The 22460-nt window shown below is 55.1% G+C and carries 23 protein-coding genes; 18 read left to right on the top strand and 5 right to left on the bottom strand.

From position 1 onward, the window contains the following. Positions 1 to 735 precede the first annotated feature (735 nt). The 3 genes from ABD035_RS03310 to flgA form a co-directional block, all read right to left on the bottom strand. Positions 736 to 1155 (bottom strand): flagella synthesis protein FlgN, encoded by a 420-nt coding sequence (locus tag ABD035_RS03310; RefSeq protein WP_256437037.1) that lies wholly within the window; start codon positions 1153 to 1155, stop codon positions 736 to 738. Next, positions 1145 to 1444, bottom strand: a complete 300-nt coding sequence (gene flgM, locus ABD035_RS03315; protein ID WP_343867686.1) for a flagellar biosynthesis anti-sigma factor FlgM — start codon at positions 1442 to 1444, stop codon at positions 1145 to 1147. Before flgM ends, ABD035_RS03310 begins: the two co-directional genes overlap by 11 nt. A gap of 92 nt (positions 1445 to 1536) precedes the next feature. Beyond that, positions 1537 to 2190 (bottom strand): flagellar basal body P-ring formation chaperone FlgA, encoded by a 654-nt coding sequence (flgA, locus tag ABD035_RS03320; protein ID WP_343867688.1) that lies wholly within the window; start codon positions 2188 to 2190, stop codon positions 1537 to 1539. A gap of 161 nt (positions 2191 to 2351) precedes the next feature. Here flgA and flgB point away from each other — a divergent pair, with 161 nt between their 5' ends. The 11 genes from flgB to flgL all read left to right on the top strand — a co-directional run bounded on the left by flgB (position 2352) and on the right by flgL (position 12229). Continuing rightward, positions 2352 to 2762 carry a flagellar basal body rod protein FlgB gene (gene flgB / locus ABD035_RS03325; RefSeq protein ID WP_343867690.1) on the top strand — a complete coding sequence of 137 codons (411 nt, stop codon included), beginning with the start codon at positions 2352 to 2354 and terminating at the stop codon, positions 2760 to 2762. Between the two features lie 7 nt (positions 2763 to 2769). Next, on the top strand, positions 2770 to 3174 hold the full coding sequence (flgC, locus tag ABD035_RS03330; protein ID WP_343867692.1) for a flagellar basal body rod protein FlgC: 405 nt from the start codon (positions 2770 to 2772) through the stop codon (positions 3172 to 3174). Between the two features lie 57 nt (positions 3175 to 3231). After that, positions 3232 to 3891 carry a flagellar hook assembly protein FlgD gene (locus tag ABD035_RS03335; RefSeq protein ID WP_343868193.1) on the top strand — a complete coding sequence of 220 codons (660 nt, stop codon included), beginning with the start codon at positions 3232 to 3234 and terminating at the stop codon, positions 3889 to 3891. 17 nt (positions 3892 to 3908) lie between these two features. Next, entirely contained in the window at positions 3909 to 5111 is a 1203-nt protein-coding gene (gene flgE / locus ABD035_RS03340) for a flagellar hook protein FlgE (protein ID WP_212712261.1), read from the top strand. Positions 5112 to 5127: 16 nt separating this feature from the next. Further along, entirely contained in the window at positions 5128 to 5886 is a 759-nt protein-coding gene (locus ABD035_RS03345) for a flagellar basal body rod protein FlgF (protein ID WP_343867695.1), read from the top strand. A gap of 16 nt (positions 5887 to 5902) precedes the next feature. After that, positions 5903 to 6685 (top strand): flagellar basal-body rod protein FlgG, encoded by a 783-nt coding sequence (gene flgG, locus ABD035_RS03350; protein ID WP_212712263.1) that lies wholly within the window; start codon positions 5903 to 5905, stop codon positions 6683 to 6685. A gap of 63 nt (positions 6686 to 6748) precedes the next feature. Continuing rightward, a complete protein-coding gene (locus ABD035_RS03355) occupies positions 6749 to 7444 on the top strand; it encodes a flagellar basal body L-ring protein FlgH (protein ID WP_212712264.1) in 696 nt (231 codons plus the stop codon). A 20-nt stretch (positions 7445 to 7464) separates the two neighbouring features. After that, complete coding sequence (locus ABD035_RS03360; protein WP_343868195.1) at positions 7465 to 8565, top strand: flagellar basal body P-ring protein FlgI; 1101 nt, start codon at positions 7465 to 7467, stop codon at positions 8563 to 8565. After that, positions 8565 to 9491, top strand: coding sequence for a flagellar assembly peptidoglycan hydrolase FlgJ (flgJ, locus tag ABD035_RS03365; RefSeq protein ID WP_343867698.1), 927 nt, complete (start codon positions 8565 to 8567; stop codon positions 9489 to 9491). The genes ABD035_RS03360 and flgJ overlap by 1 nt, the downstream gene beginning before the upstream one ends. Before the next feature lie 110 nt (positions 9492 to 9601). Next, a complete protein-coding gene (gene flgK, locus ABD035_RS03370; RefSeq protein ID WP_343867700.1) occupies positions 9602 to 11239 on the top strand; it encodes a flagellar hook-associated protein FlgK in 1638 nt (545 codons plus the stop codon). Between the two features lie 27 nt (positions 11240 to 11266). Next, positions 11267 to 12229 (top strand): flagellar hook-associated protein FlgL, encoded by a 963-nt coding sequence (flgL, locus tag ABD035_RS03375; protein WP_343867702.1) that lies wholly within the window; start codon positions 11267 to 11269, stop codon positions 12227 to 12229. Positions 12230 to 12304: 75 nt separating this feature from the next. On the opposite strand, the gene rne is transcribed toward flgL, so the two are convergent. After that, on the bottom strand, positions 12305 to 15670 hold the full coding sequence (gene rne, locus ABD035_RS03380) for a ribonuclease E (RefSeq protein ID WP_343867704.1): 3366 nt from the start codon (positions 15668 to 15670) through the stop codon (positions 12305 to 12307). 560 nt (positions 15671 to 16230) lie between these two features. Here rne and rluC point away from each other — a divergent pair. Continuing rightward, positions 16231 to 17187 carry a 23S rRNA pseudouridine(955/2504/2580) synthase RluC gene (rluC, locus tag ABD035_RS03385; RefSeq protein ID WP_212712269.1) on the top strand — a complete coding sequence of 319 codons (957 nt, stop codon included), beginning with the start codon at positions 16231 to 16233 and terminating at the stop codon, positions 17185 to 17187. Between the two features lie 47 nt (positions 17188 to 17234). Here rluC and ABD035_RS03390 read toward each other — a convergent pair whose 3' ends face one another. Then, entirely contained in the window at positions 17235 to 17822 is a 588-nt protein-coding gene (locus ABD035_RS03390; RefSeq protein ID WP_343867706.1) for a Maf family protein, read from the bottom strand. Between the two features lie 141 nt (positions 17823 to 17963). Here ABD035_RS03390 and yceD point away from each other — a divergent pair, with 141 nt between their 5' ends. From yceD to fabG, 6 genes are read left to right on the top strand one after another with little or no spacing between them, the layout of a single operon-like run. Then, positions 17964 to 18485, top strand: a complete 522-nt coding sequence (gene yceD / locus ABD035_RS03395; RefSeq protein ID WP_025901765.1) for a 23S rRNA accumulation protein YceD — start codon at positions 17964 to 17966, stop codon at positions 18483 to 18485. A gap of 14 nt (positions 18486 to 18499) precedes the next feature. Beyond that, the gene (rpmF, locus tag ABD035_RS03400; protein ID WP_025901766.1) at positions 18500 to 18670 is read left to right on the top strand and encodes a 50S ribosomal protein L32; all 171 of its coding nucleotides are present in this window, start codon (positions 18500 to 18502) and stop codon (positions 18668 to 18670) included. 27 nt (positions 18671 to 18697) lie between these two features. Further along, positions 18698 to 19738: a phosphate acyltransferase PlsX gene (gene plsX, locus ABD035_RS03405; RefSeq protein ID WP_343867712.1), complete on the top strand. Its 1041-nt coding sequence runs from the start codon at positions 18698 to 18700 to the stop codon at positions 19736 to 19738. Then, a complete protein-coding gene (locus tag ABD035_RS03410) occupies positions 19739 to 20692 on the top strand; it encodes a beta-ketoacyl-ACP synthase III (protein ID WP_343867714.1) in 954 nt (317 codons plus the stop codon). Between the two features lie 16 nt (positions 20693 to 20708). Beyond that, positions 20709 to 21641 carry an ACP S-malonyltransferase gene (fabD, locus tag ABD035_RS03415; protein ID WP_212712273.1) on the top strand — a complete coding sequence of 311 codons (933 nt, stop codon included), beginning with the start codon at positions 20709 to 20711 and terminating at the stop codon, positions 21639 to 21641. Positions 21642 to 21651: 10 nt separating this feature from the next. Further along, complete coding sequence (gene fabG / locus ABD035_RS03420) at positions 21652 to 22386, top strand: 3-oxoacyl-ACP reductase FabG (RefSeq protein WP_212712274.1); 735 nt, start codon at positions 21652 to 21654, stop codon at positions 22384 to 22386. Positions 22387 to 22460: the final 74 nt, after the last annotated feature.

The raw sequence follows: 22460 nt of genomic DNA on the forward strand, positions 1-22460 counted from the left end.
CCCCTTCCTGGTGTCCGTCCTGTCTTCCGCCTGAGATCTATTCACCACGTCGCTCCCCGTTCTGTTTGCACATAGCGGAGAGGGCTTAGCCCGTTCACCCCCGGTCTGTCCGGTCAGCTTCTGATGACCGCGGAACCGGACCTCCATGCAGTGCATAGCTTACTGTTGAGGGATGGCCGGAGTTGGGCCGGATGAGCCCTCCGCAGCGTCCTGGCCGGGGCGGTCGCCGGTGACGGGAATACGGTTCTCCATGCAGTGCATAGCTTACTGTTGAGGGATGGCCGGAGTTGGAGCCGGATTATCCCTCCGCAGCGTCCTGGCCGGGGCAGTCGCCGGTGACGGGAATACGGTTCTCCATGCAGTGCATAGCTTACTGTTGAGGGATGGCCGGAGTTGGAGCCGGATTAGCCCTCCGCAGCGTCCTGGCCGGGGCAGTCGCCGGTGACGGGAATACGGACCTCCATGCAGTGCATAGCTTACTGTTGAGGGATGGCCGGGACAGTCTCCGGTGAGCGTTTGCCGGTTGTATTTTTTCGGGCGGGTAAGGTGCTGACAGGGTTACACCAGGTCTGCGATGATGGTTACGGGCAACAGGGGGGCCGGGAGAGGGCCGACAGGCCACTGAGCGCAGGGGCGGTTCAGATTGCACGCGGGCAGCGGGGATGCTCCGGCGGAAGGCTCGTCAGCAGGGAGGACTGGCTGGCATCGGATTCCGGCGGGCGAAGAGACCTGCGGTTATCTCCCCTGGCCATCCGGCCCATACAGTGCTTGTGTCTGCAACGGATGAAGCAGAGTCAGGGCCTGTGCGGTCCGGTCCATTTGCTGTTGGAGTAACAGTGCGGTGTGCTGATTCATTTGCTGTAATTCCGTCACCCGCAGATGGATCTGCTGCCAGCGGGCGTGTAATGCACTCTCCCGCAGATACGGAGCCTGCAGACCGGCCGCAGTGCCTGCGTTCATCCGCTGTTTATCGAGATAGTCCAGCGTGTTCAGTGCAGCCTGTTTATCTTCTGCCAGGTTCTGTAGCCGGTAACTGTCCGGGTGGGCGGATATCAGTTGTTGCTGTTCTGCCAGCATCATCTCTTTCAGTGAGCCGAGTAATTGCTGCATATCAGATAATATATCCGGCAGCGGAGGGCGGAAATCAGTCTTCATCCGGGCCGTTTGCACTCAGGGTTCGCAGTAATCCGGCGGCAATTTTACTGCTGTCGGCGCGGTAAGTGCCGCTGCTTATGGATTCACGCAGGGCATCGACCTTTTCTGAACGAATATCCTGACCGGAGTGAGTCCGGAGTGCCGTCATTGCCTGGCTCAGGGTAAAGTGAGTTGCCGCGGAGGGCTGTTCACTGGCACCGGGCTTCAGGTGCCTGGCAAGGCCGCGTTGCATCAGTTGTGGTTCAGCGGGCCGGATAGCGGATACCGCGTGTGTTTTATTAATACTCATAAGTGACTTCTCCACTGCCGAAAGAGCGCCCGGAGTCCCGGGGGGTATCCATTTTATCGGCTACCGATAACAAAACATTAGCGTATCACGCGTTAATTTGTTGCTGCCTGCAGCACGCCCTGATCATCAACGGTCGCGACGATCAGTTGCCCTGCCGGGGTACGGACCCGGACCTGGTCGCCGGTAGCCGCGTTATTCAGTGCCTTACCTGCCGTGGCGGCACTGAAACCAGGTCCCTGAACAATCACCCGCACATTATCGCCATTGCGTACCCGCCAGGGTTTACGCAGCAGACTGGTCAGTATCACTTTTCCCGGACTGAGATTTTGTAAGGCAATGGCCGGCAGCGCGGAGGATATGTCCAGCAGCACCCGGGCCGGTAACCTGTCCAGGCGGCCCTGACAAGGAGTGAGTTGCGCCAGAGTGACTTCGCTGCCCCGGGGGATCCTCTGGCGCGCCACATAATAGGTGCCGGTGACCGCCACCACGACCTGCAGAAAATGTCTTGACCGTCCGCACTGTGCCGTAAGGGTGAGGTTTCCCCAACGCCGGCTATTACCGGGCAATGAAAATTCCGGCGCAGGGCAGTCCGGCCACTGTCCGGGCGGGGTACGGACGGTCACTTCTGTCTGGCTGGCATAGAGCGGATCACGCTGGCGGAAGAATTGTGTCACCTGCTGTGGCAGGGTATCCGCCCATGCACCGATGGATAACAGTATCAGAAGGAGTATCAGGCTCTTATTCATAGGCGTGACCGGAAAATAGTCTGGTATTTCAATTAATTCTAAACACCCCTGGCCGTCTTCAAACAGCAAAATAACCCTGTTTTTTCCGGCTATTCCACCGATTTCGCTGTCCTCTGTCCGCGTATTCTACAGGCATGTTACCGGGAAAACGGAGAGCAGTTATGTCCGACAGACTGGACGCGGAGATGGGATTTGCCAGGGAAGCGATTAACCTGCGTGAGCTGCGGCAGAAGGTGCTGGCGTCGAATATTGCCAATGCGGATACCCCGGGGTATCAGGCACGGGATATTGATTTCTCAGCTCAGCTGACCCGGGCCCTTGCGCGGGGACGGGCCGCTGAACCTGCGTTATCGCTGACACTGACTGCGGGCCAGCATATCCCGGCGGTGGCCCGGCCGGTGATATTGCCTCACCTGCTGTACCGGGTGCCGGACCAGCCTGCAGCAGACGGTAATACCGTCGATATGGACCGGGAAAGGGTGCAGTTTGCAGATAACAGTGTCCGGTATCAGACCGATCTCACTCTGTTATCCGCCAGGATTAAACAAATGATGAGTGTCATGCAAGGATGATAAGCCAATGAGCTTACTGAGTATTTTTGATATATCCGGCTCGGCGCTGAGTGCACAGTCTCAGCGACTGAATGTCAGCGCCAGTAACCTGGCGAACTCGGAAAGCCGGGTCGGGCCGGACGGACAGCCATACCGTGCGAAACAGGTGATTTTCCGGCCTGACAATGTGCAGCAGAACGGTATTGGCGGGGTGCATGTGGCGCAGGTCATCGATGATCCCTCACCGATGAAGTTGCGTTATGCCCCGGGGGATCCGATGGCAGACAGCAACGGGTATATCCGTATGCCGAATGTGGATGTGGTGGCCGAGACCGTTAACACCTTGTCTGCGTCACGAAGTTACCAGGCCAACGTGGAAGTGATGAATACCGTTAAAAGCCTGATGATGAAAACACTGACCCTGGGTCAGTAAGCGGAGAGTTCCATGAGTAGCACAGCCACTGTCGGCAGCATTTTGCCTTCGCCCGCGATGCAGCGGGCAGGGAGTCCGGGGGGCGGCGACGGAACGTCCGCTGAGGATTTACAGAATCAGTTTATGACCATGCTGATTGCCCAGTTGAAGAATCAGGACCCGACGAATCCGATGGATAACAGCCAGCTGACGTCTCAGCTGGCACAAATCAATACTCTGAGTGGTATCGAGAAGTTAAACGGTACGCTGGCTTCCATTTCCGGACAAATTAATACCAGTCAGTCCATGCAAAATACCCTGCTGATCGGTCATGGGGTGATGGTGCCGGGCGATGTGATTCTGGCCGGTAAAACCGGGGAAGAGGGCGATGATACCACCACGACAACCCCGTTCGGGCTGGAGACGTCGGCCAGTGCTTCGGATGTTGTGGCAACCATTAAGGACAAAGACGGCAACACCGTGGCCACACTGTACCCCGGCAGTATGACTGCCGGGGTACACAGTTTTCAGTGGGACGGTACCACCGACGATGGGGACCCCGTGCCGGCAGGACAATACACCGTGAGTTTCACGGCCACCGACGGGGATACCCCGGTCGATGTCACCAGCCTGTGCTATGCCGTGGTGAATGGCGTCAATCCGGGGGACTACGGGACCACGCTGGATTTAGGTAATTACGGTACGACCACACTGGATCAGATCCGTCAGATCCTTTAACCGACACAGGAGTCATTATGTCTTTTTCTCAGGCCGTCAGCGGGCTTAACGCTGCTTCGGCAAATCTGGATGTTATCGGGAATAATATCGCTAACTCAGCGACTTCAGGCTTTAAATCCAGCACGGCAGCCTTTGCCGATATGTTCGCCGCCTCACAGATTGGGCTGGGGACAAAAGTCGCCGCGGTACTGCAGAACTTTGGGGACGGTGCCACAACGGGAACCGGTCGTGCGCTGGATGTCGCACTGAGCGGAAATGGCTTCTTCCGGCTGACGGATCAGGCAGGGAATGTCTATTACTCACGAAACGGTCAGTTCTCGCTCAATGCTAACCGCGAGCTGGTGAACACCGCTGGGATGAATGTGACAGGGTATCCGGCCAGCGGGATCCCCGCCGTGGTGCAGACCGGCGCAAACCCCGGGCCGTTAACTATTCCGGACGTTCAGATGCCGGCCAATGCCACGACCAAAGCCTCGCTGACCGCGAATCTGAACTCGACAGATGAAATACCGTCAGTCACCCCGTTTGACCCGACCAATGTCGACAGTTTCAATGCGAAAAGCACCATCACGGTATTTGACTCCCAGGGGAACGCCCATCAACTGGACCTCTATTTTGTCAAAGACGCGGATAACAAGTGGACGGTAAATCCGAGAGATTCCACCACCGGGATTGACGGTGATCCTTTTGAGATGACATTTGATGAAAACGGCGTACTGACCAGTGACCCTCAGCAGACGCTGGTGATTCAGGGCGCCAACGGGGCGGCTGCCGATCAATCGATCAGCCTGAGTATGCTGAACAGTATGCAGCAAAATACCGGCACCTCTACCTTCGGTAACCCGATCCAGGACGGATTCGCCCCCGGCGTACTGACCGGTTATATGATCAATGATGACGGTACCATCACCGGTGCGTATTCCAATCAGAAAACACAACTGCTGGGGCAAATTGTCCTGTCGAACTTTGCTAACCCGGAAGGGCTGCAACCCCAGGGAGACAATGTCTGGGCCGAAACCAGCGCCTCCGGTCAGCCATTAATCGGCCTGGCGAACACCGGAAATCTGGGGTCAATGACCGCCGGCGCACTCGAAGCCTCTAATGTCGACCTGAGTAAAGAACTGGTCAATATGATCGTTGCACAGCGTAACTATCAATCCAATGCCCAGACCATCAAAACCCAGGATCAGATCCTCAATACGCTGGTCAATCTACGGTAATTAAGGGCTTAACGTCATGGATCATGCGATTTATACCGCCATGGGGGGGGCCAGCCAGACGCTGATGACGCAGGCGATCACCACCGCCAACCTCGCCAATGTCTCCACGCCCGGCTTTAAGGCCCAGCTGTCGGCGTTACGGGCCGTACCGGTCGACGGCTTATCGTTACCGACCCGGACACTGGTGGCAGCGTCCACCCCGGGGGCCGATATGTCTGCCGGCAAACAGGATTACACTGACCGTCCGCTGGATGTGGCTGTGGAGCCTGCCGGCTGGCTGGCGGTCCGGCTTGCCGATGGCAGTGAAGCGTACACCCGTAACGGGAATATGCAGCTCGATTCACAGGGCATGCTGACGATCAGCGGGCATCCGGTCATCGGGGAGGATGGCCCCATCGCTTTGCCTCAGAATGCCCGTCTGACTATCGCGACCGATGGGTCGATTACGGCGCTCAACCCGGGGGATCAGCCGAATGCCACGGCTCAGGTCGCCAGGCTGAAACTGGTCAGGGCTGACGGAAAAATGCTGCAACGCGGGGATGACGGATTTTTCCGTCCTTCGCCCGGCCTCGCACAGCAGCAGGGCGCGGTACTTCCTGCAGATGTGACTCTGAAAGTGATGCCCGGCGCGCTGGAAGGCAGCAATGTGAATCCGGTAACCGCCATGGTGGAGATGATCAGCAATGCCCGCCGGTTCGAAATGCAGATGAAAGAAATCAGCAGTGTCGACCAGAATGAACAGAAAGCGAATCAGCTGCTGTCATTCACCAGCTAAGGGGAACAGAAAAGCAATGATACGTTCTTTATGGATAGCAAAGACCGGTCTGGATGCTCAGCAGACCAATATGGATGTCATATCCAACAACCTGGCAAACGTCAGTACCAATGGCTTTAAACGCTCGCGGGCGGTCTTTGAAGATTTGCTGTATCAGACCTTACGTCAGCCAGGAACGCAGTCTTCGGAGCAGGACACGCTGCCTTCCGGGTTACAGATAGGGACCGGTGTCAGACCGGTCACGACCGAGCGTCTGCATAGCCAGGGCAATCTCTCGAAAACCGATAATTCGAAAGATATCGCGATTAATGGTCAGGGCTATTTTCAGGTGCTGTTACCGGACGGCAGTTCGGCCTACACCCGCGACGGTTCATTCCAGGTCGATCAGAACGGGCAACTGGTGAATAACGCCGGTTTTCAGGTACAGCCCGGGATCACCATCCCGCCGAATGCCCTGAGTATTACCGTGTCCCGGGACGGTGTGGTCAGTGTCACACAACCGGGGCAGACCCAGGCCGCGCAGGTGGGACAGCTGACCCTGAATACCTTTATCAATGATGCGGGCCTGGCAAGTCAGGGGGAAAACCTCTATCAGGAAACCCAGGCCTCCGGCGCGCCGACCGAGAGTACCCCCGGGCAAAACGGGGCCGGCCTGCTGTATCAGGGGTATGTGGAGACCTCCAACGTCAATGTCGCGGAAGAACTGGTCACGATGATCCAGACGCAACGGGCCTATGAAATTAACAGTAAGGCGATCAGTACGTCCGATCAGATGTTGCAGCGACTGACCCAGCTATGACCGGCACCGCTTACCGGCCGGCAGTGATCGGCCGTTTTTTGTCTGAGAAACGGAGGTAACACTGTGGTGAGATCGGCACTTTACCGTGGCATCCTCCCGGCACTTCTGTTGCTGACCGAAGGTTGTACGTTGATCCCCCGGACACCGTTAGTCAAAGGCGCAACCAGTGCAGAGCCTCCGGCGGCCGGGGCACCCTCGGCAGACGGCTCCATTTTTCAGGGCGTCGCCCCGCTCAGTTACGGGTATCAGCCCCTGTTCGAGGACAGACGACCGAGAAATATCGGCGATACGCTGACGATTGTATTGCAGGAAAATGTCAGTGCCAGTAAGAGTTCTTCAAGCAATGCCAGCCGTAAAGCCAGCAGTAATTTTGGGCTATCTGCCACTCCACGTCTCCTGAGCGGTCTGCTGGGGGGCGATAAAACGAACTTTGATGGCAGCGGCGGGAATGACTTCAATGGTAAGGGAGGCGCGACCGCGAATAATACCTTTACCGGGACCATTACGGTCACCGTAGAAAAGGTGCTGGCTAACAGTAACCTGAAAGTCGTGGGTGAAAAACAGATCGCCATCAATCAGGGCACTGAATTTATCCGTTTCTCCGGGGTAGTCAACCCGCGTACCATCACCGCCAGTAACTCGGTGGTGTCAACCTCGGTGGCCGATGCCCGGATTGAGTATGTGGGTAACGGCTATATCAATGAAGCCCAGCAGATGGGCTGGCTGCAACGCTTTTTCCTGACTATCTCACCTATGTAAGAGGCCAGTAAATGCCTGTAATGATGCGCCTGCTAAGCGGCTTACTGTTAGCTTGCTCTCTTTCTTTAAGCGTTCATGCCGAACGTATCAGAGATCTGACCACGGTTCAGGGCGTCCGCGATAACCAGTTAATCGGTTACGGGCTGGTGGTCGGACTGGACGGTACCGGGGATCAGACGACCCAGACCCCGTTCACCACCCAGACCATGAGTAATATGCTCTCTCAATTAGGGATCACCGTGCCCGGGGGGACCAATATCCAGCTGAAAAATGTCGCTGCCGTGATGGTAACAGCGACGCTGCCTCCGTTTGCCCGCCAGGGGAAAAATATAGATGTCGTTGTTTCCTCAATGGGAAATGCAAAAAGTTTGCGTGGCGGGACATTGCTGATGACTCCGCTAAAAGGCGTGGATAATCAGGTCTATGCGCTGGCCCAGGGCAACATTCTGGTCGGCGGGGCGGGGGCCAGTGCCGGCGGCAGCAGTGTCCAGGTCAATCAGCTTAACGGCGGGCGGATCACCGGCGGGGCTATTGTGGAACGGGAACTGCCGACGGATTTCGGCACCCGTAATGAACTGGTGCTGGAACTGAATGATGTCGATTTTACCGTGGCGCAGCGCATATCGGATGCCATTAATCGGTATGCAGGTTACCCGGCAGCTTCTGCGGAAGATGGCAGTGCCGTTAAAATCAAAGTGTCGGCGTCCCATGCCTCTCAGGTCAGCCTGCTGGCAGCAATACAGAACCTGAAAGTCTCCGTGCCGGTGGAAGATGCCAGGGTCATTATCAATTCGCGTACCGGGTCGGTGGTGATGAACCGGGAAGTGATCCTTGGCACCTGTGCCGTTGCCCAGGGGAATCTGTCGGTGACCATTAACCGCCAGGACCGGGTGAGCCAGCCGGATACGCCGCTGGCCGGTGGTCAGACGGTGGTCAGCCCGGAAACGCAAATAGATATGCGGCAGCAGGGCGGAACATTACAACATGTGAAGGCCAGCGCCAGCCTGAATAATGTGGTTCGTGCCCTGAATACTCTGGGCGCGACACCGATTGAGCTGATGTCAATTCTGCAGGCCATGGAATCAGCCGGGTGTCTGCGGGCAAAGCTGGAGATCATCTGATGAAAATCACACAGGACACCGTGGCGCTGGCTTTTGACAGTCATTCACTGGATAAGCTTAAACGGGAAGCCGCGCGTCATCCGCGTCAGCAGGCGATGGCCGTTGCCCGCCAGCTCGAAGGGGTGTTTCTGCAGATGATGCTGAAAAGTATGCGACAGACCCTGCCGGGGGATACGCTATCCGGCAGTTCCCCGAGCCGGCTGTTTACCTCGTTGTATGACGAGCAGATTGCCCGGCAAAACGGCGAACGGGGTCTGGGGTTGGGGCTGGCAAAACTCATTGCACAGCAAATGCAGCCCGCGGTGGCACCGGATGAACAGGCAGGGACCCGTCCGATGCCCCTCGGGCCGTTACGCGTGCCAGTGCAGCCGCCGGCGGCGGTACTGCGTGACACATTACGCCAGGTGATCCCGGCGTTACCGCAGCCGACGGCCGCTATGACGTCGTTTCTGAACCGTATCCGGCAACCGGCACAGCAAATCAGTGCCCGCAGTGGTATCCCTCACCAGTTGATTCTGGCTCAGGCGGCGCTGGAATCCGGCTGGGGACAGCGGCAAATCCTGCGTCGTGATGGTCAGCCCAGTTTTAACCTGTTCGGGATCAAAGCCGGCGCGCATTGGCAGGGAGAAACCACGGCGGTCATGACGACCGAATATCATCAGGGGATACCCGAAAAACGGCGTGACAGTTTCAGGGTTTATCACTCCTATCGCGAAGCGCTGGAAGATTACGCCCGGCTTATTACAGAAAACCCCCGTTACCGCGCGGTTACCGGTGCCGTGACGGCAGAATCAGCGGCACACGCATTACAGAAGGCGGGATATGCCTCTGACCCGGCCTACGCAAAAAAACTGATCACGGTGATCCGTCAGTTGCAAACAATGTCAGTGCAAGCCATCAGTACAGATCTCAGCAATTTATTCTGAGCACCTCTCAAGAATTGCCGCGACATTACCGATAACACCCTAAAGCATCCTGAAACACTCTGACCGGAAGGCCATCCCTGGCCTCCGGCAGCACAATTACGGAGACAACTATGTCCGGTCTGATTAACTCTGCCATGAGCGGGCTGAATGCAGCGCAATCTGCACTGATGATCACCAGCCTCAATATCAGTAACTACACAGTGACCGGCTATAACCGGCAACTCCTGTTAATGTCTCAGGCGGGCAGTACTCAGTCCGGAAATGCCTGGTACGGTAACGGTGTCAGGGTCGACGGGGTTCAGCGGCAATACGATGAACTGATCAGCCGTCAGTTAATGGAAGCCAGCGCGAAGAACAGTGCGGCGAACAGTCAGTTTACGCAGATCTCCGGTATCGATAACATGCTGACGATGGACGGTAATGATCTGTCGGACGCCTTACAGCAGTTTTTTAAAAATATTCAGAATGTGGTTGATAATGCGGAAGACCCGGCAGCCAGGCAGGCATTGTTAAGTAATGCCAAATCTCTGGCCGGACAGATAAGAACCTTCCAGCAATATCTGGATAATCAGCAAGCGTCCGTCAATAATCAGATAAAAGACTCTGTCAGTGCCATAAATAAATATACCTCTCAGATAGCGGCGCTGAATGAGCAAATCGCCAAACTTTCAGCCACCGGTCAGGCCCCGAATAACCTGCTGGATCAGAGGGACCAGCTGGTCAGCGAACTGAATAATATCACTGCGGTGAATGTCAGTATGCAGGACAACAGCATGGTGGTTTCCTTACCTAACGGACTGACTCTGGTCAACGGTAATCAGAGTACCGAAATGAAGGCGGTGCCTTCCGCTGAGGATCCGGGCCGTCTTATCCCGGGATATACCGATAAGCTGGCCGGGGACATCGGCTTACCGGATAAAATGTTTACCTCCGGGTCACTGTCGGGGGTACTGGCTTTCCGGCGGGAGGATCTCGATAGCGTGCAGAACCGCCTGGGGCAACTCACCATCGCCTTCGCCAGTCAGATGAACATCGTACAACATCAGGGGTATGACAGTAACGGCGACCCGGGGACCGATTTCTTTACGATGGGGCAGCCGGAGACATACCGTAACAGTAATAATACGTCAGATACGATGCTGGATGCCGCCTTCACAGACAGCAGTGCACTGAAAGCCTCCGACTATCGTGTCTCATGGGAGCAGGGGCGCTGGACTGTGACCCGTTTATCGGATAACCAGGTCCTGACGCCGGAAGTCACTTCTGCCGACGGGAAAACTCATCTCAATATCGATGGTCTTGATATCACGGTGAACGGTGATCCCGCAGAAAAGGATTCATTCCTGGTAAGGCCGCTGGCCGACGCGGCCCGTGGATTTGATGTGGCGATCACCGACGGGTCTCAGATAGCGGCCGCTGCAGAACCCGGCGGGGCCAGTGATAACCGGAATGCACAGGCGATGCTGGCACTCCAGGACAGTCCCATCGTGGGAGGATCCACGCTGACTGAGGCGTATGGCTCACTGGTCAGTTTTGTGGGTAATGAGACCAGCAGCCTGGAAGGACGCTGTCAGACCGGACAGCAGGTGGTGGATCAGTTAACTCAGCGTCAGCAGTCGGTATCCGGCGTGAACCTGGATGAGGAATATTCGTTACTGACTCAGTATCAGCAATATTACATGGCTAACACCCAGGTACTGCAGACGGCCGGTGAGTTATTCGATGCCATTATCAATATCACTAACTGATAGCCCTGTGACGATGTTGGAGTGTTTATGAGACTCAGTACAAACCTAATCTTTTCGCTACAGATGCAAAGTATCAGCAAGTCGCAATCGGCCTGGCTCGCCAGTGGTATGCAGGTCTCCACAGGGAAACGCGTAACAAAGCCCTCCGATGACCCTATCGCGGCCTCTCAGGCGCTGAATATCTTACAAACGCAGACCAAAGATGCACAGTATGCCATGGCACAATCTTTCGCCGGCCAGTCTTTAAGCAATGAAGAAAATGCGCTGGGGAATGTGAGTGATAATCTTCAGTCGGCGTTAACACAGATTATTTACGGAACCACCGGGACACTGAATGATGATGACCGTGCGGTGATTGCCACCCAGTTGCAGAATATCCGTGATCAATTGGTGAATCTGGCAAATACACAGGACAGTAATGGCCGGTATATTTTTGCCGGTTACAAAACTCAGCAGCCGCCGTTTGTCAGTGGTGATGACGGTGTGACTTATCAGGGGGGCGACCAGGCCATTACACAGCAGGTGGATGCCCAGCGCACAATGACCATCGGACATCCGGGGGATAGTGTATTTATGTCGCATACCGGCAATGCCATTCCGGAGCCGGATGGGTCGGCCAGTGAAACCAATGTCTTTACTCTGCTGGATGAGGCGATAACGGCGCTTAAGACGCCTCAGGGTGGACAGGGTGATGAGGCTCTGAAACAGTTTGAGGACACCATGGGCAAAGTTAACCGGGGTCTGCATAATTCACTGAACAATGTGCTGAGTGTCCGGTCCGAAATAGGGACCCAGCTTGCCGAACTGGATACCCTGGGGGATCAGCGTCAGAACCGGCAGGTGATCCTGAGTGATCAGCTTAGCCAGCTGACGGATATCGATATCACAGAATCGATTTCCCGCTATGTGATGCAGCAGACCGCATTACAGGCCAGCTATAAAACCTTCAGTCAGATAACACAGTTATCACTGTTTCAGCTTAACCGCTGAATCCGCAAGTAAAAAAAAACCTGACCGCAAGGTCAGGTTTTTTTTGGCCGGCAACAGGGCCGGCATCGCCAGGGATCACTCGCCGGTTTTCGTCACCGGTGCGGTGGCATGATGGGTAGCAGCATGACCACCCGCTGAACCTTTACCGGTAAACGCGTATTGAGGACGGACCCAATCGCTGTGCGGCAGAGGTTCCGGTTGCCATTCCGGCGCCGGAGCTTTGGTCATCGGTGCCGTTGCGTGGTAACGGTAACGCGCAGTGGCTGAGCTATCAGACGGTGCGGCTGTCTTAACAGGTGCAGCTGCCTTCACAGGCTCTGCGGTCTCAACAGGCGCTGCTGCTTTAACAGGTTCTGCTGTCTCAACAGATGCTTCCGTCATCGCGGCCTGCGGTGCAGGTACGTTCGTCTGAACCGGTGATGGCTCTTCAGCTTCTGCCGGCGGTACTGCAGCCTGCTCAGTCTGAGGGGCTTCAACAGGGGCGATCGTTTCAGCAACCCCATGTTCTGCGACCGGTGCGGAGGCCACCTCAGTGTCGGTCTGGCTGACGGCCGGTGTTTCTTCGGCGACAGCCGTCACATCGATAACCTCGGCTTCGCTGACCGGAGTGACGGTGTCAACGTCATGCTTCTCTGCCACCACGGCGTTGGTTTCTGCAACATCCGCGGCTTGCTCAGGTAAGGCCTGAGGTTCTGCCGGCGTCGCGGTGACTGCAGGAGCCCGGGTTTCTGTCTGCGGAGCAACTTCAGCAACCTCAGTCGCCGTATGCTGTGTTTCTGTCTCTGCCTGAACTGCCGGCAGATCGTAACGGATCCAGACTTTACCTGATGCCATTTCCGGGGAGGCTGCGGCCGTCTCCAGTGGCATTGGTGACTGCTGCGGGTAACGCTCATCACGGTAACGACGACGACGCTGACCACTGACACGCAGGTGACGTGGTGAACGGCGTGAACGGCGCGGGATATTCGCGTTATTGTCGCGGCTGTCTGCGGACACTTCATGGCTGGTTTCGCTGGCAGTCTCTTCCGGAGCGACCGGTGAGGTTTCGACGACCGGCGTTTCAGCCACCTGATCCTCTGCAGAAACATAGCGGACTTTCTGTGTCAGCTTACGTTGCTGACGACGCGCCGTCACCTGAACCTGTTCTTCATCACGGGCCGGTTGCTCTGTCTCTGTTTCCGGAGCAGCGACGACGGCTTTTTCTGCCGCGTTGTCGGCCTGTTGCTGACGACGTTCTTCCTGACGACGACGCTGGCGTTCAGCGCGTTGTTCGCGACGCTGTTGCTCACGCTGCTGACGGGCTTCTTCGCTCAGTGGCTGACGAGGTTCAGCGGTTGTGTCACGATTCTCAGTCGCAGCCGCATTACGGCGGTTGTTACGGCGATTATCGTCACGGTTATTCGCGTTCTCGCTGTTTCGGTCATTGTTGCGTGTCTGGCGGTCATTACGCTCATTGCGGTCATTACGCTCGTTGCGGTCATTACGCTCATTGCGGTCATTACGCTCGTTGCGGTCATTACGCTCGTTGCGGTCATTACGCTCGTTACGGTCATTACGCTCGTTACGGTTATTGTTGTTACGGCGATTAGTCCGACGGTCATTACGATTACCGGAGGTATTTTCACGGGAACGTTCCGGCGTCGCTGCTTTTTCCGGTGCCACAGTCGCCGCAGGGGTTTCTTTTTCCTGAGTGGCGCCGCCAAACAGATTTTTCAGCCCGCTGACCAGACGACTGAAGAAACATGACGCTTTGGCGGGGGTTTCCTGCTCTTTACCGGTCGTCACGGCGGCACGACTTTGGGCAGCCACGGATTCTGTGACCGCCGGAGGTGCTTCCTGAATGGCAAAGGCGGCCAGAGCCGGTTGCTCCGGACGACGGCGCTCTGCCGGCTCTTCATCAGAGATAGATGCGATTTCAACTTCATGCAGTTTCGGCAGGTGATAGCTGAGCGTCTTAGTCTCTTCACCTTTACGTACACGCAGCACCGAATAGTGCGGGGTTTCCATGCGCTCATCAGGAACGATGATGGTACGTACACCCCCCTGGCGGGTTTCAATGGCATTAACCGCTTCACGTTTTTCGTTCAGCAGGTAAGAGGCAATCTGGACCGGCACAATGGCATGAACTTCTTTGGTATTTTCTTTCAGCGCTTCTTCTTCGATCAGGCGCAGAATAGACAGAGAAAGTGACTCGTTGTCACGCACTGTACCGGTACCACTGCAACGCGGGCAAACGTGGTGGCTGGACTCACCCAGTGACGGGCTGAGACGTTGGCGGGACATTTCCAGTAAGCCGAAGCGTGAAATATGGCTGATCTGAATACGGGCGCGATCCTGACGTACCGCTTCACGCAGGCGATTTTCCACCGCACGCTGGTGGCGTACCGGGGTCATATCGATAAAGTCGATAACAATCAGGCCACCCAGGTCACGTAAGCGCAACTGGCGGGCGATTTCGTCTGCCGCTTCCAGGTTGGTATTGTAGGCCGTTTCTTCAATATCACCACCGCGGGTTGCACGGGCGGAGTTGATATCGATAGCCGTCAGGGCCTCGGTGCTGTCGATAACAATCGAGCCACCGGAAGGTAACCGGACTTCACGCTGAAAAGCGGATTCGATCTGCGATTCGATTTGGTAGTGGCTGAACAGCGGAATTTCACCGGTATACAGTTTGATTTTGCTGCTGAAGTCAGGGCGGCCGAGTGCAGCGATGTGCTGACGTGCCAGTTCCAGAACTTTTGGGTTATCGATAAGAATTTCACCGATATCCTGGCGCAGGTAATCACGGAAGGCGCGGACAATGACATTACTTTCCTGATGGATCAGGAAAGGTGCAGGGCGGTTTTCTGCCGCTTTTTTAATGGCATCCCAGTGTTTCAGACGGAAGCTGAGATCCCATTGCAGAGCTTCTGCGGATTTGCCGACACCGGCGGTACGTACGATCAATCCCATGCCTTCCGGCAGTTCCAGCGAGGAGAGCGCTTCTTTCAGCTCAGTACGATCGTCACCTTCGATACGACGGGAGATCCCACCGGCCCGCGGGTTGTTCGGCATCAGTACCAGATAGCTTCCCGCCAGGCTGATAAAGGTGGTCAGCGCAGCGCCTTTGTTACCACGTTCTTCTTTATCAATCTGAACAATGACTTCCTGACCTTCACGTAACACGTCTTTAATATTCGGACGACCGTGCATGGAGTAATTGGCAGGAAAATATTCGCGGGAGATTTCTTTGAGAGGAAGGAAACCGTGACGTTCAGCACCGTAATCAACAAATGCCGCTTCAAGGCTGGGTTCAATTCGGGTGATTTTACCTTTGTAGATATTCGCTTTTTTCTGCTCATGACCCGGGCTTTCGATATCCAGGTCATACAGGCGCTGTCCATCCACCAGGGCGACACGCAACTCTTCCTGCTGAGTTGCGTTTATTAACATTCTTTTCATTTATAAGTACTCGTCATTTTTTCATAAGTGACTCAGCTGTGGGCATCATTGCCCCGGACGAAAATAAACCGATGGCTCCGTGGCTTATTGCAATCACGTCAGCCTCACGGCTGTCGATCGCTAAAGGAGCGCAAATAATGTCGGAGGTGAGGTTTCTCATCGAAACCGCGACCGGAAGGATGTCAGCTGCATGAAAAACAGTGGCAGGTCCCCCCCTACGTCCGGGCTACAACCCGCAGCCCGCTAAGTGCCTGAGTTAACATTACGTCTTATGCCATTGCTGCGTGTCTGTTTAATCCGGCAAAAATTTCTGCTTCATGTTTCTTTTATTCCGGATTTCCGGAAAAAGAAACCAGAGCATTATTCCATTGCTGGCCTTAATATAGCAAGGTGACTTTCACTGCGAAGATCACTTTATTTGTTATTTATTTGATCTGCTGAACAGGCAGCCCCGGCGACAGGACAAAAAGGAAACGCATTGCCGATGAATTGACCAGCGTGCTCGCGGGCCGGTGACAAAAAAGTAGCACTCAGGAATAACTCTCTTTAGAATTGCACCCATGAAAAATGAGAACCCGGGCGTACAATTTGTCGCCATCACGGCGGAAAACGCCGGACAACGTATCGATAACTTTTTGCGCACCTTTCTGAAAGGGGTACCGAAAAGTATGATTTACCGTATTTTGCGTAAAGGTGAAGTACGGGTAAACAAAAAGCGGATCAAACCTGAATATAAACTGGAGGAAGGTGACGATATCCGTATCCCGCCGGTTCGGGTCTCCGGGCAAGAAGCGCCTGAAGTCTCCCCTAAGCTCGACAAAGTGGCACAACTGGAGCGGGCCGTTATCTATGAAGACGAAGCGATTCTGGTACTGAACAAGCCTTCCGGTACCGCAGTGCATGGAGGCAGTGGCCTGAACTTCGGCGTGATCGAAGGGTTACGAGCTTTGCGTCCTGATGCCCGTTTTCTGGAGCTGGTGCACCGTCTGGATCGCGATACCTCCGGCGTCCTGCTGATCGCCAAAAAACGCTCGGCATTACGTTCTCTGCATGAGCAGCTCCGTGAGAAGGGGATGCAAAAAGATTATCTGGCACTGGTCCGTGGCCAGTGGCCATCGCATACCAAATCGGTGAAAGCGCCACTGTTAAAAAATATTTTACAGAGCGGTGAGCGGGTGGTGCGGGTCAGCAGTGAAGGGAAACCCTCTGAGACGCGTTTTAAAGTGGAAGAGCGCTACCAGCATGGCAGTCTGGTTAAAGCCAGCCCGATCACCGGGCGTACGCATCAGATCCGTGTGCATACTCTGCATGCCGGACACCCGATAGCCTTTGATGATCGTTATGGTGACAGTGAGTTTGACCGGCAGCTGGCGAAAACCGGACTCAACCGGCTTTTCCTGCACGCGGCCGCCATTACCTTTACCCATCCGTCGACGGGCGAAACATTACGTCTGGAAGCGCCGATGGATGAAAAACTGCGTCGTTGCCTGGCGATCCTGCGTCAGGATAAACCGTAATCGTCTTTCCTGCCGGGGAACACCCCCCGGCGGCCTCCGGGGCGGGCTTAATCTGTCAGCGGATTGATGCCCGCGTCACGCAGAAATTCCCCGAGAGCAATCAGCGGTAACCCGACCAACGTATTGGGGTCTCTGCCCTGTAACTTTTCAAACAAACTGATCCCCAGCCCTTCCGCTTTGAAGCTCCCCGCGCATTGTAAGGGCTTTTCCTTCGCGACGTAGCCCGCGATTTCCACGGTCGTAAGAGAGCGGAAAGTGACATCAAAGGTTTCACAGCATTGCCAGAATTGACGGCGTCGTGAACAGTAGACCGCAAGTCCGGTATAAAAAGTGACGGTGTTCCCGCTGGCGGCTTTCAGTTGCTGTATGGCGCGTTCTTCTGTGTGAGGTTTGCCGAGGAACTGACCGTTCAGCACACCCGTCTGGTCAGAACCGATGATAAGAGTATCAGGCCAGGACTCAGCCAGGGCCAGCGCCTTATGTTTTGCCAGCCGGATCACCAGCTGTTCTGCGGTTTCGCCGTCCTGTGCGGTTTCATCAATTTCCGGCGCCGCCCACTGAAAGGGCAGGCCAAGTTTTTCGAGAATGGCGCGACGAAAAGGGGAGGAGGATGCAAGTAACAGTGCTTGTTTCATATTTTTTTCATTATCTGTAGCGAATTGAACGTTCTCATTTTAAACTATCCGCCGCACCGGATGCGAATATTGGGTGAAAGATGCCTGAAAACGGCCTTTTTCTTTGACTCTCTGACATTACAAAGTTAATATGCGCGCCCTATGCAAAAGGTAAAATTACCCCTGACACTGGATCTGCTCCGTTCTGCTCAGAAACGCCTTGATTATCATGGCGTCTATACTCCTGAACTCACGGAACGTATTGCGGCCTCAGTTGTGAGTGTGGACAGTGATGTAGAATGCACCATGAGTTTTGCAATCGATAACCAGCGCCTTGCGGTGCTGAAGGGCACGGCCGGAGTTGAGGTCACCCTGCGTTGTCAGCGTTGCAATAACACGTTTCCGCACACTGTAAACGTAAGTTATACCTTCAGTCCTGTCCGTAATGACGAACAGGCGGAGGCGCTACCGGAAGGTTACGAGCCAGTTGAAGTCGATGAGTATGGCGAAATCGATTTGCTCGCGGTCATCGAGGATGAAATTATCCTCGCATTGCCTGTCGTTCCGGTGCATGATTCTGAACACTGTGAAGTGTCCGACGCGGATATGGTCTTTGGTGAATTGCCTGCAGAGGCAGAGAAACCAAACCCGTTTGCCGTATTAGCCAGTTTAAAGCGTAAGTAATAGGAGTAAGGTCCATGGCCGTACAACAGAATAAACCCACCCGTTCTAAGCGTGGTATGCGCCGTTCTCACGATGCGCTGACCACTACCACTCTGTCAGTAGATAAAGTTTCCGGCGAAACTCATCTGCGTCACCACATGACTGCCGACGGTTACTACCGTGGTCGCAAGGTCATCACTAAGTAATTTCTTGCTGCGACGCAAGGCGTTACTTTGACACGTTTGACCCTGGCAGTTGATGCCATGGGCGGGGATTTCGGTCCTCCCGTGACGGTGCCTGCTGCATTGCAGGCACTGGCCTCACATTCGCAACTTGAACTTCTTTTAGTCGGTTATCCCGACGAAATTCAGCCATTACTAGCCAGAGCGGATTCTGCGTTACGACAGCGGGTGCATATTGTCCCGGCTGAGTCGGTTATTGCCAGTGATGCTATACCTTCCGTTGCCATGCGTCACAGCCACGGATCTTCAATGCGCATCGCATTGGAACTCTTAAAAGAAGGGCGGGCTGATGCCTGCATCAGTGCCGGGAATACCGGTGCCCTGATGGGGCTGGCCACCTTGTTATTACGGCCGCTTGACAATATTAAGCGACCGGCACTGGTCTCAGTGGTTCCCCATATTCATCAGGGGCGCACCGTGCTGCTGGACCTCGGAGCGAATGCCAGCGCAGACAGCACCATGCTGGTCCAGTTTGCAATGATGGGCGCAGTGCTGGCCGAAGAAGTGATGGGGATAAAAACCCCGCGCGTTGCCCTGCTGAATATCGGGCAGGAGGCCAGTAAAGGGCCACGGCATATCCGTGATGCCGCCAGAAGGATACGCTTACTCGACGGACTCAATTACGTCGGTTTTCTGGAAGGCAGCGATTTGCTAAGTGGCAAAACAGATGTTTTAGTGTGTGATGGCTTCGCAGGAAATGTCTCACTGAAAACTATGGAAGGTGTGATAAAAACATTTCTGACCCTGATGACAGGGACAGGACAGACAATGAAGCGATCATGGTGGCGTCACCTGGTTGTCCGTAGTATGAAGGGACGTCTGATGAAGCGTTTTGGCGAAATCGACCCCGATCAGTATAACGGTGCATCCCTGTTAGGATTGCCCGGAATTGTTATTAAGAGTCATGGTGCCGCAAGTGAGCGAGCCTTCGCCGTTGCCATCGAACACGCGATTCAGGCGGTGATCCGTAATATCCCTGAAAAAATTTCGGTTCGGCTTGATACAGTACTAGCCAGGAGTGACATAGCCTAGATGTTTAGCAAAATTATTGGTACGGGCAGCTATCTGCCTCAACAGGTTCGCACCAATGCCGATCTGGAGAAAATGGTAGAGACCTCAGACGAGTGGATTGTCACCCGGACAGGTATTCGTGAACGACGTATTGCCGCTGCCGATGAAACGGTCGCGACAATGGGCGTGACCGCGGCGCAGAATGCGCTGCAGATGGCCGGGATCGATGCCAATGACATCGGGCTTATCATTGTCGCCACCACTTCGTCGTCACATGCCTTCCCAAGTTCAGCCTGTATGATCCAGCAGCAATTAGGGATCCGGGATTGCGCAGCCTTCGATCTGGCGGCGGCCTGTGCCGGTTTTACCTATGCACTTAGCGTGGCCGACCAGTACGTGAAAAGCGGCGCGATCAAAAATGCGCTGGTGATCGGGTCAGATACCTTATCCCGCACGCTGGACCCTGCAGATCGCGGTACCGTTATCCTGTTCGGCGACGGTGCCGGAGCGGTGGTGCTGGGTGCCAGTGAAGAGCAGGGCATTATCTCTACCCATTTACATGCCGACGGTAATTACGGTCAGTTGCTGACGCTGCCTAACCAGGCGCGTGATGAGGCGGCAGAACCGGCTTATCTGACGATGGCAGGTAATGAAGTCTTCAAGGTTGCCGTTACTGAACTGGCTCATATCGTTGAAGAAACGCTGACGGCGAATAATATTGACCGTCAGGAACTTGACTGGCTGGTGCCACATCAGGCGAATTTACGCATCATCAATGCCACGGCGAAAAAGCTGGGCATGGGGATGGATAAAGTCGTGGTTACGCTGGACCGTCACGGGAACACCTCGGCCGCTTCTGTGCCGACGGCCCTCGATGAAGCCGTGCGTGACGGCCGTATTAAGCCAGGCCAACTGGTGCTGCTGGAAGCCTTTGGTGGCGGGTTCACCTGGGGTTCAGCGTTAGTTCGTTTTTGATAGACAGGAACTCGAAATGACACAATTTGCAATTGTATTCCCGGGTCAGGGGTCACAGGCTGTTGGCATGCTGGCTGAGCTGGCAGAACAGTATCCGTCAGTGGAAGCGACGTTCGCCGAGGCTTCTGCGGCTCTGGGTTATGACTTATGGCAATTGGTTCAGCAGGGACCGGCTGAAGAACTGAATAAAACCTGGCAGACACAGCCGGCATTGCTGGCGGCCTCCGTGGCCATTTACCGTGTCTGGCGTGAGCAGGGGGGCGACGTCCCCGCGCTGATGGCCGGCCATAGCCTGGGCGAATATTCTGCACTGGTGTGTGCCGGTGTTCTGGATTTCGCGGATGCTATCCGTCTGGTAGAATTACGCGGCAAACTGATGCAGGATGCCGTCCCGGCAGGGACCGGCGCCATGCAGGCCATTATTGGTCTGGACGATGCGGCCATCCGTCAGGCCTGTGAAGAGAGTGCGCAGGGGCAGGTGGTTTCACCGGTCAACTTCAACTCTCCGGGCCAGGTGGTGATTGCCGGTGATAAAGATGCGGTTGAACGTGCAGGCGCGGCCTGTAAAGCCGCCGGCGCGAAGCGTGCACTGCCGTTACCGGTTAGTGTGCCGTCCCATTGCGCACTGATGAAGCCTGCAGCCGATAAACTGGCGCTGGCTCTGCAGGATCTGACGTTTAACACCCCGTCAGTCCCGGTGGTCAACAACGTGGATGTGAAGTGCGAAGAGTCACCGGAAGCTATCCGTGATGCCTTAGTGCGTCAGCTTTACAGCCCGGTCCGCTGGACCGAAAGCGTTGAATTCATCGCTTCACGTGGCGTGAGCCAGTTAGTTGAAGCGGGTCCGGGCAAAGTTCTGACCGGCCTGACCAAACGTATTACGGACTCATTGACAGCCGTTGCTGTGAATGACCCGGCGTCCCTGACGGCGGCGCTGGTAAAAGAATAAGAGGATAATCATGAACTTCGATGGTAAAATTGCGCTGGTCACCGGCGCAAGCCGTGGGATTGGTAAAGCAATCGCAGAAAAACTGATCGCACAAGGTGCCACAGTTATCGGTACGGCTACCAGTGATAAAGGCGCTGAAGCTATCAGTGCTTACCTGGGAGCGAACGGTAAGGGTATGACCCTGAACGTTACCGATGTTGATTCTGTCGAGTCTGTACTAAAAAACATCCGCGCAGAATTTGGCGAAATTGATATTTTGGTGAATAATGCCGGGGTAACCCGTGATAATCTGCTGATGCGTATGAAAGATGACGAATGGCAGGATATCCTGGAGACCAACCTGACTTCAGTGTTCAGGCTGTCTAAAGCCGTGTTGCGTGCTATGATGAAGAAACGCAGCGGACGAATCATTACCATTGGTTCAGTTGTTGGAACAATGGGTAATGCGGGCCAGGCAAACTACGCGGCAGCAAAAGCGGGTTTGATTGGCTTTAGCAAATCACTGGCGCGCGAAGTTGCGTCACGTGGTATTACTGTAAACGTTGTGGCTCCGGGCTTTATTGAGACGGACATGACGCGAGCACTAAATGAAGAGCAACGGGCCGGTATTCTTGCAGAAGTTCCTGCAGGCTGTCTGGGCAGTCCTGCAGACATCGCGAATGCCGTTGCATTTTTGTCCTCTGATGAGGCGGGTTACATCACTGGTGAAACCCTCCACGTCAATGGCGGAATGTATATGGTCTGATAACTGCGAAAATTAGTTGCTTTTTTTGTGCAAAAAAACGCAAAATATAGCAAATCGTGGTTTGACCAGATTGG

This window comes from Tatumella terrea (assembly GCF_039523755.1).
GTDB classification, from domain to species: domain Bacteria; phylum Pseudomonadota; class Gammaproteobacteria; order Enterobacterales; family Enterobacteriaceae; genus Tatumella; species Tatumella terrea.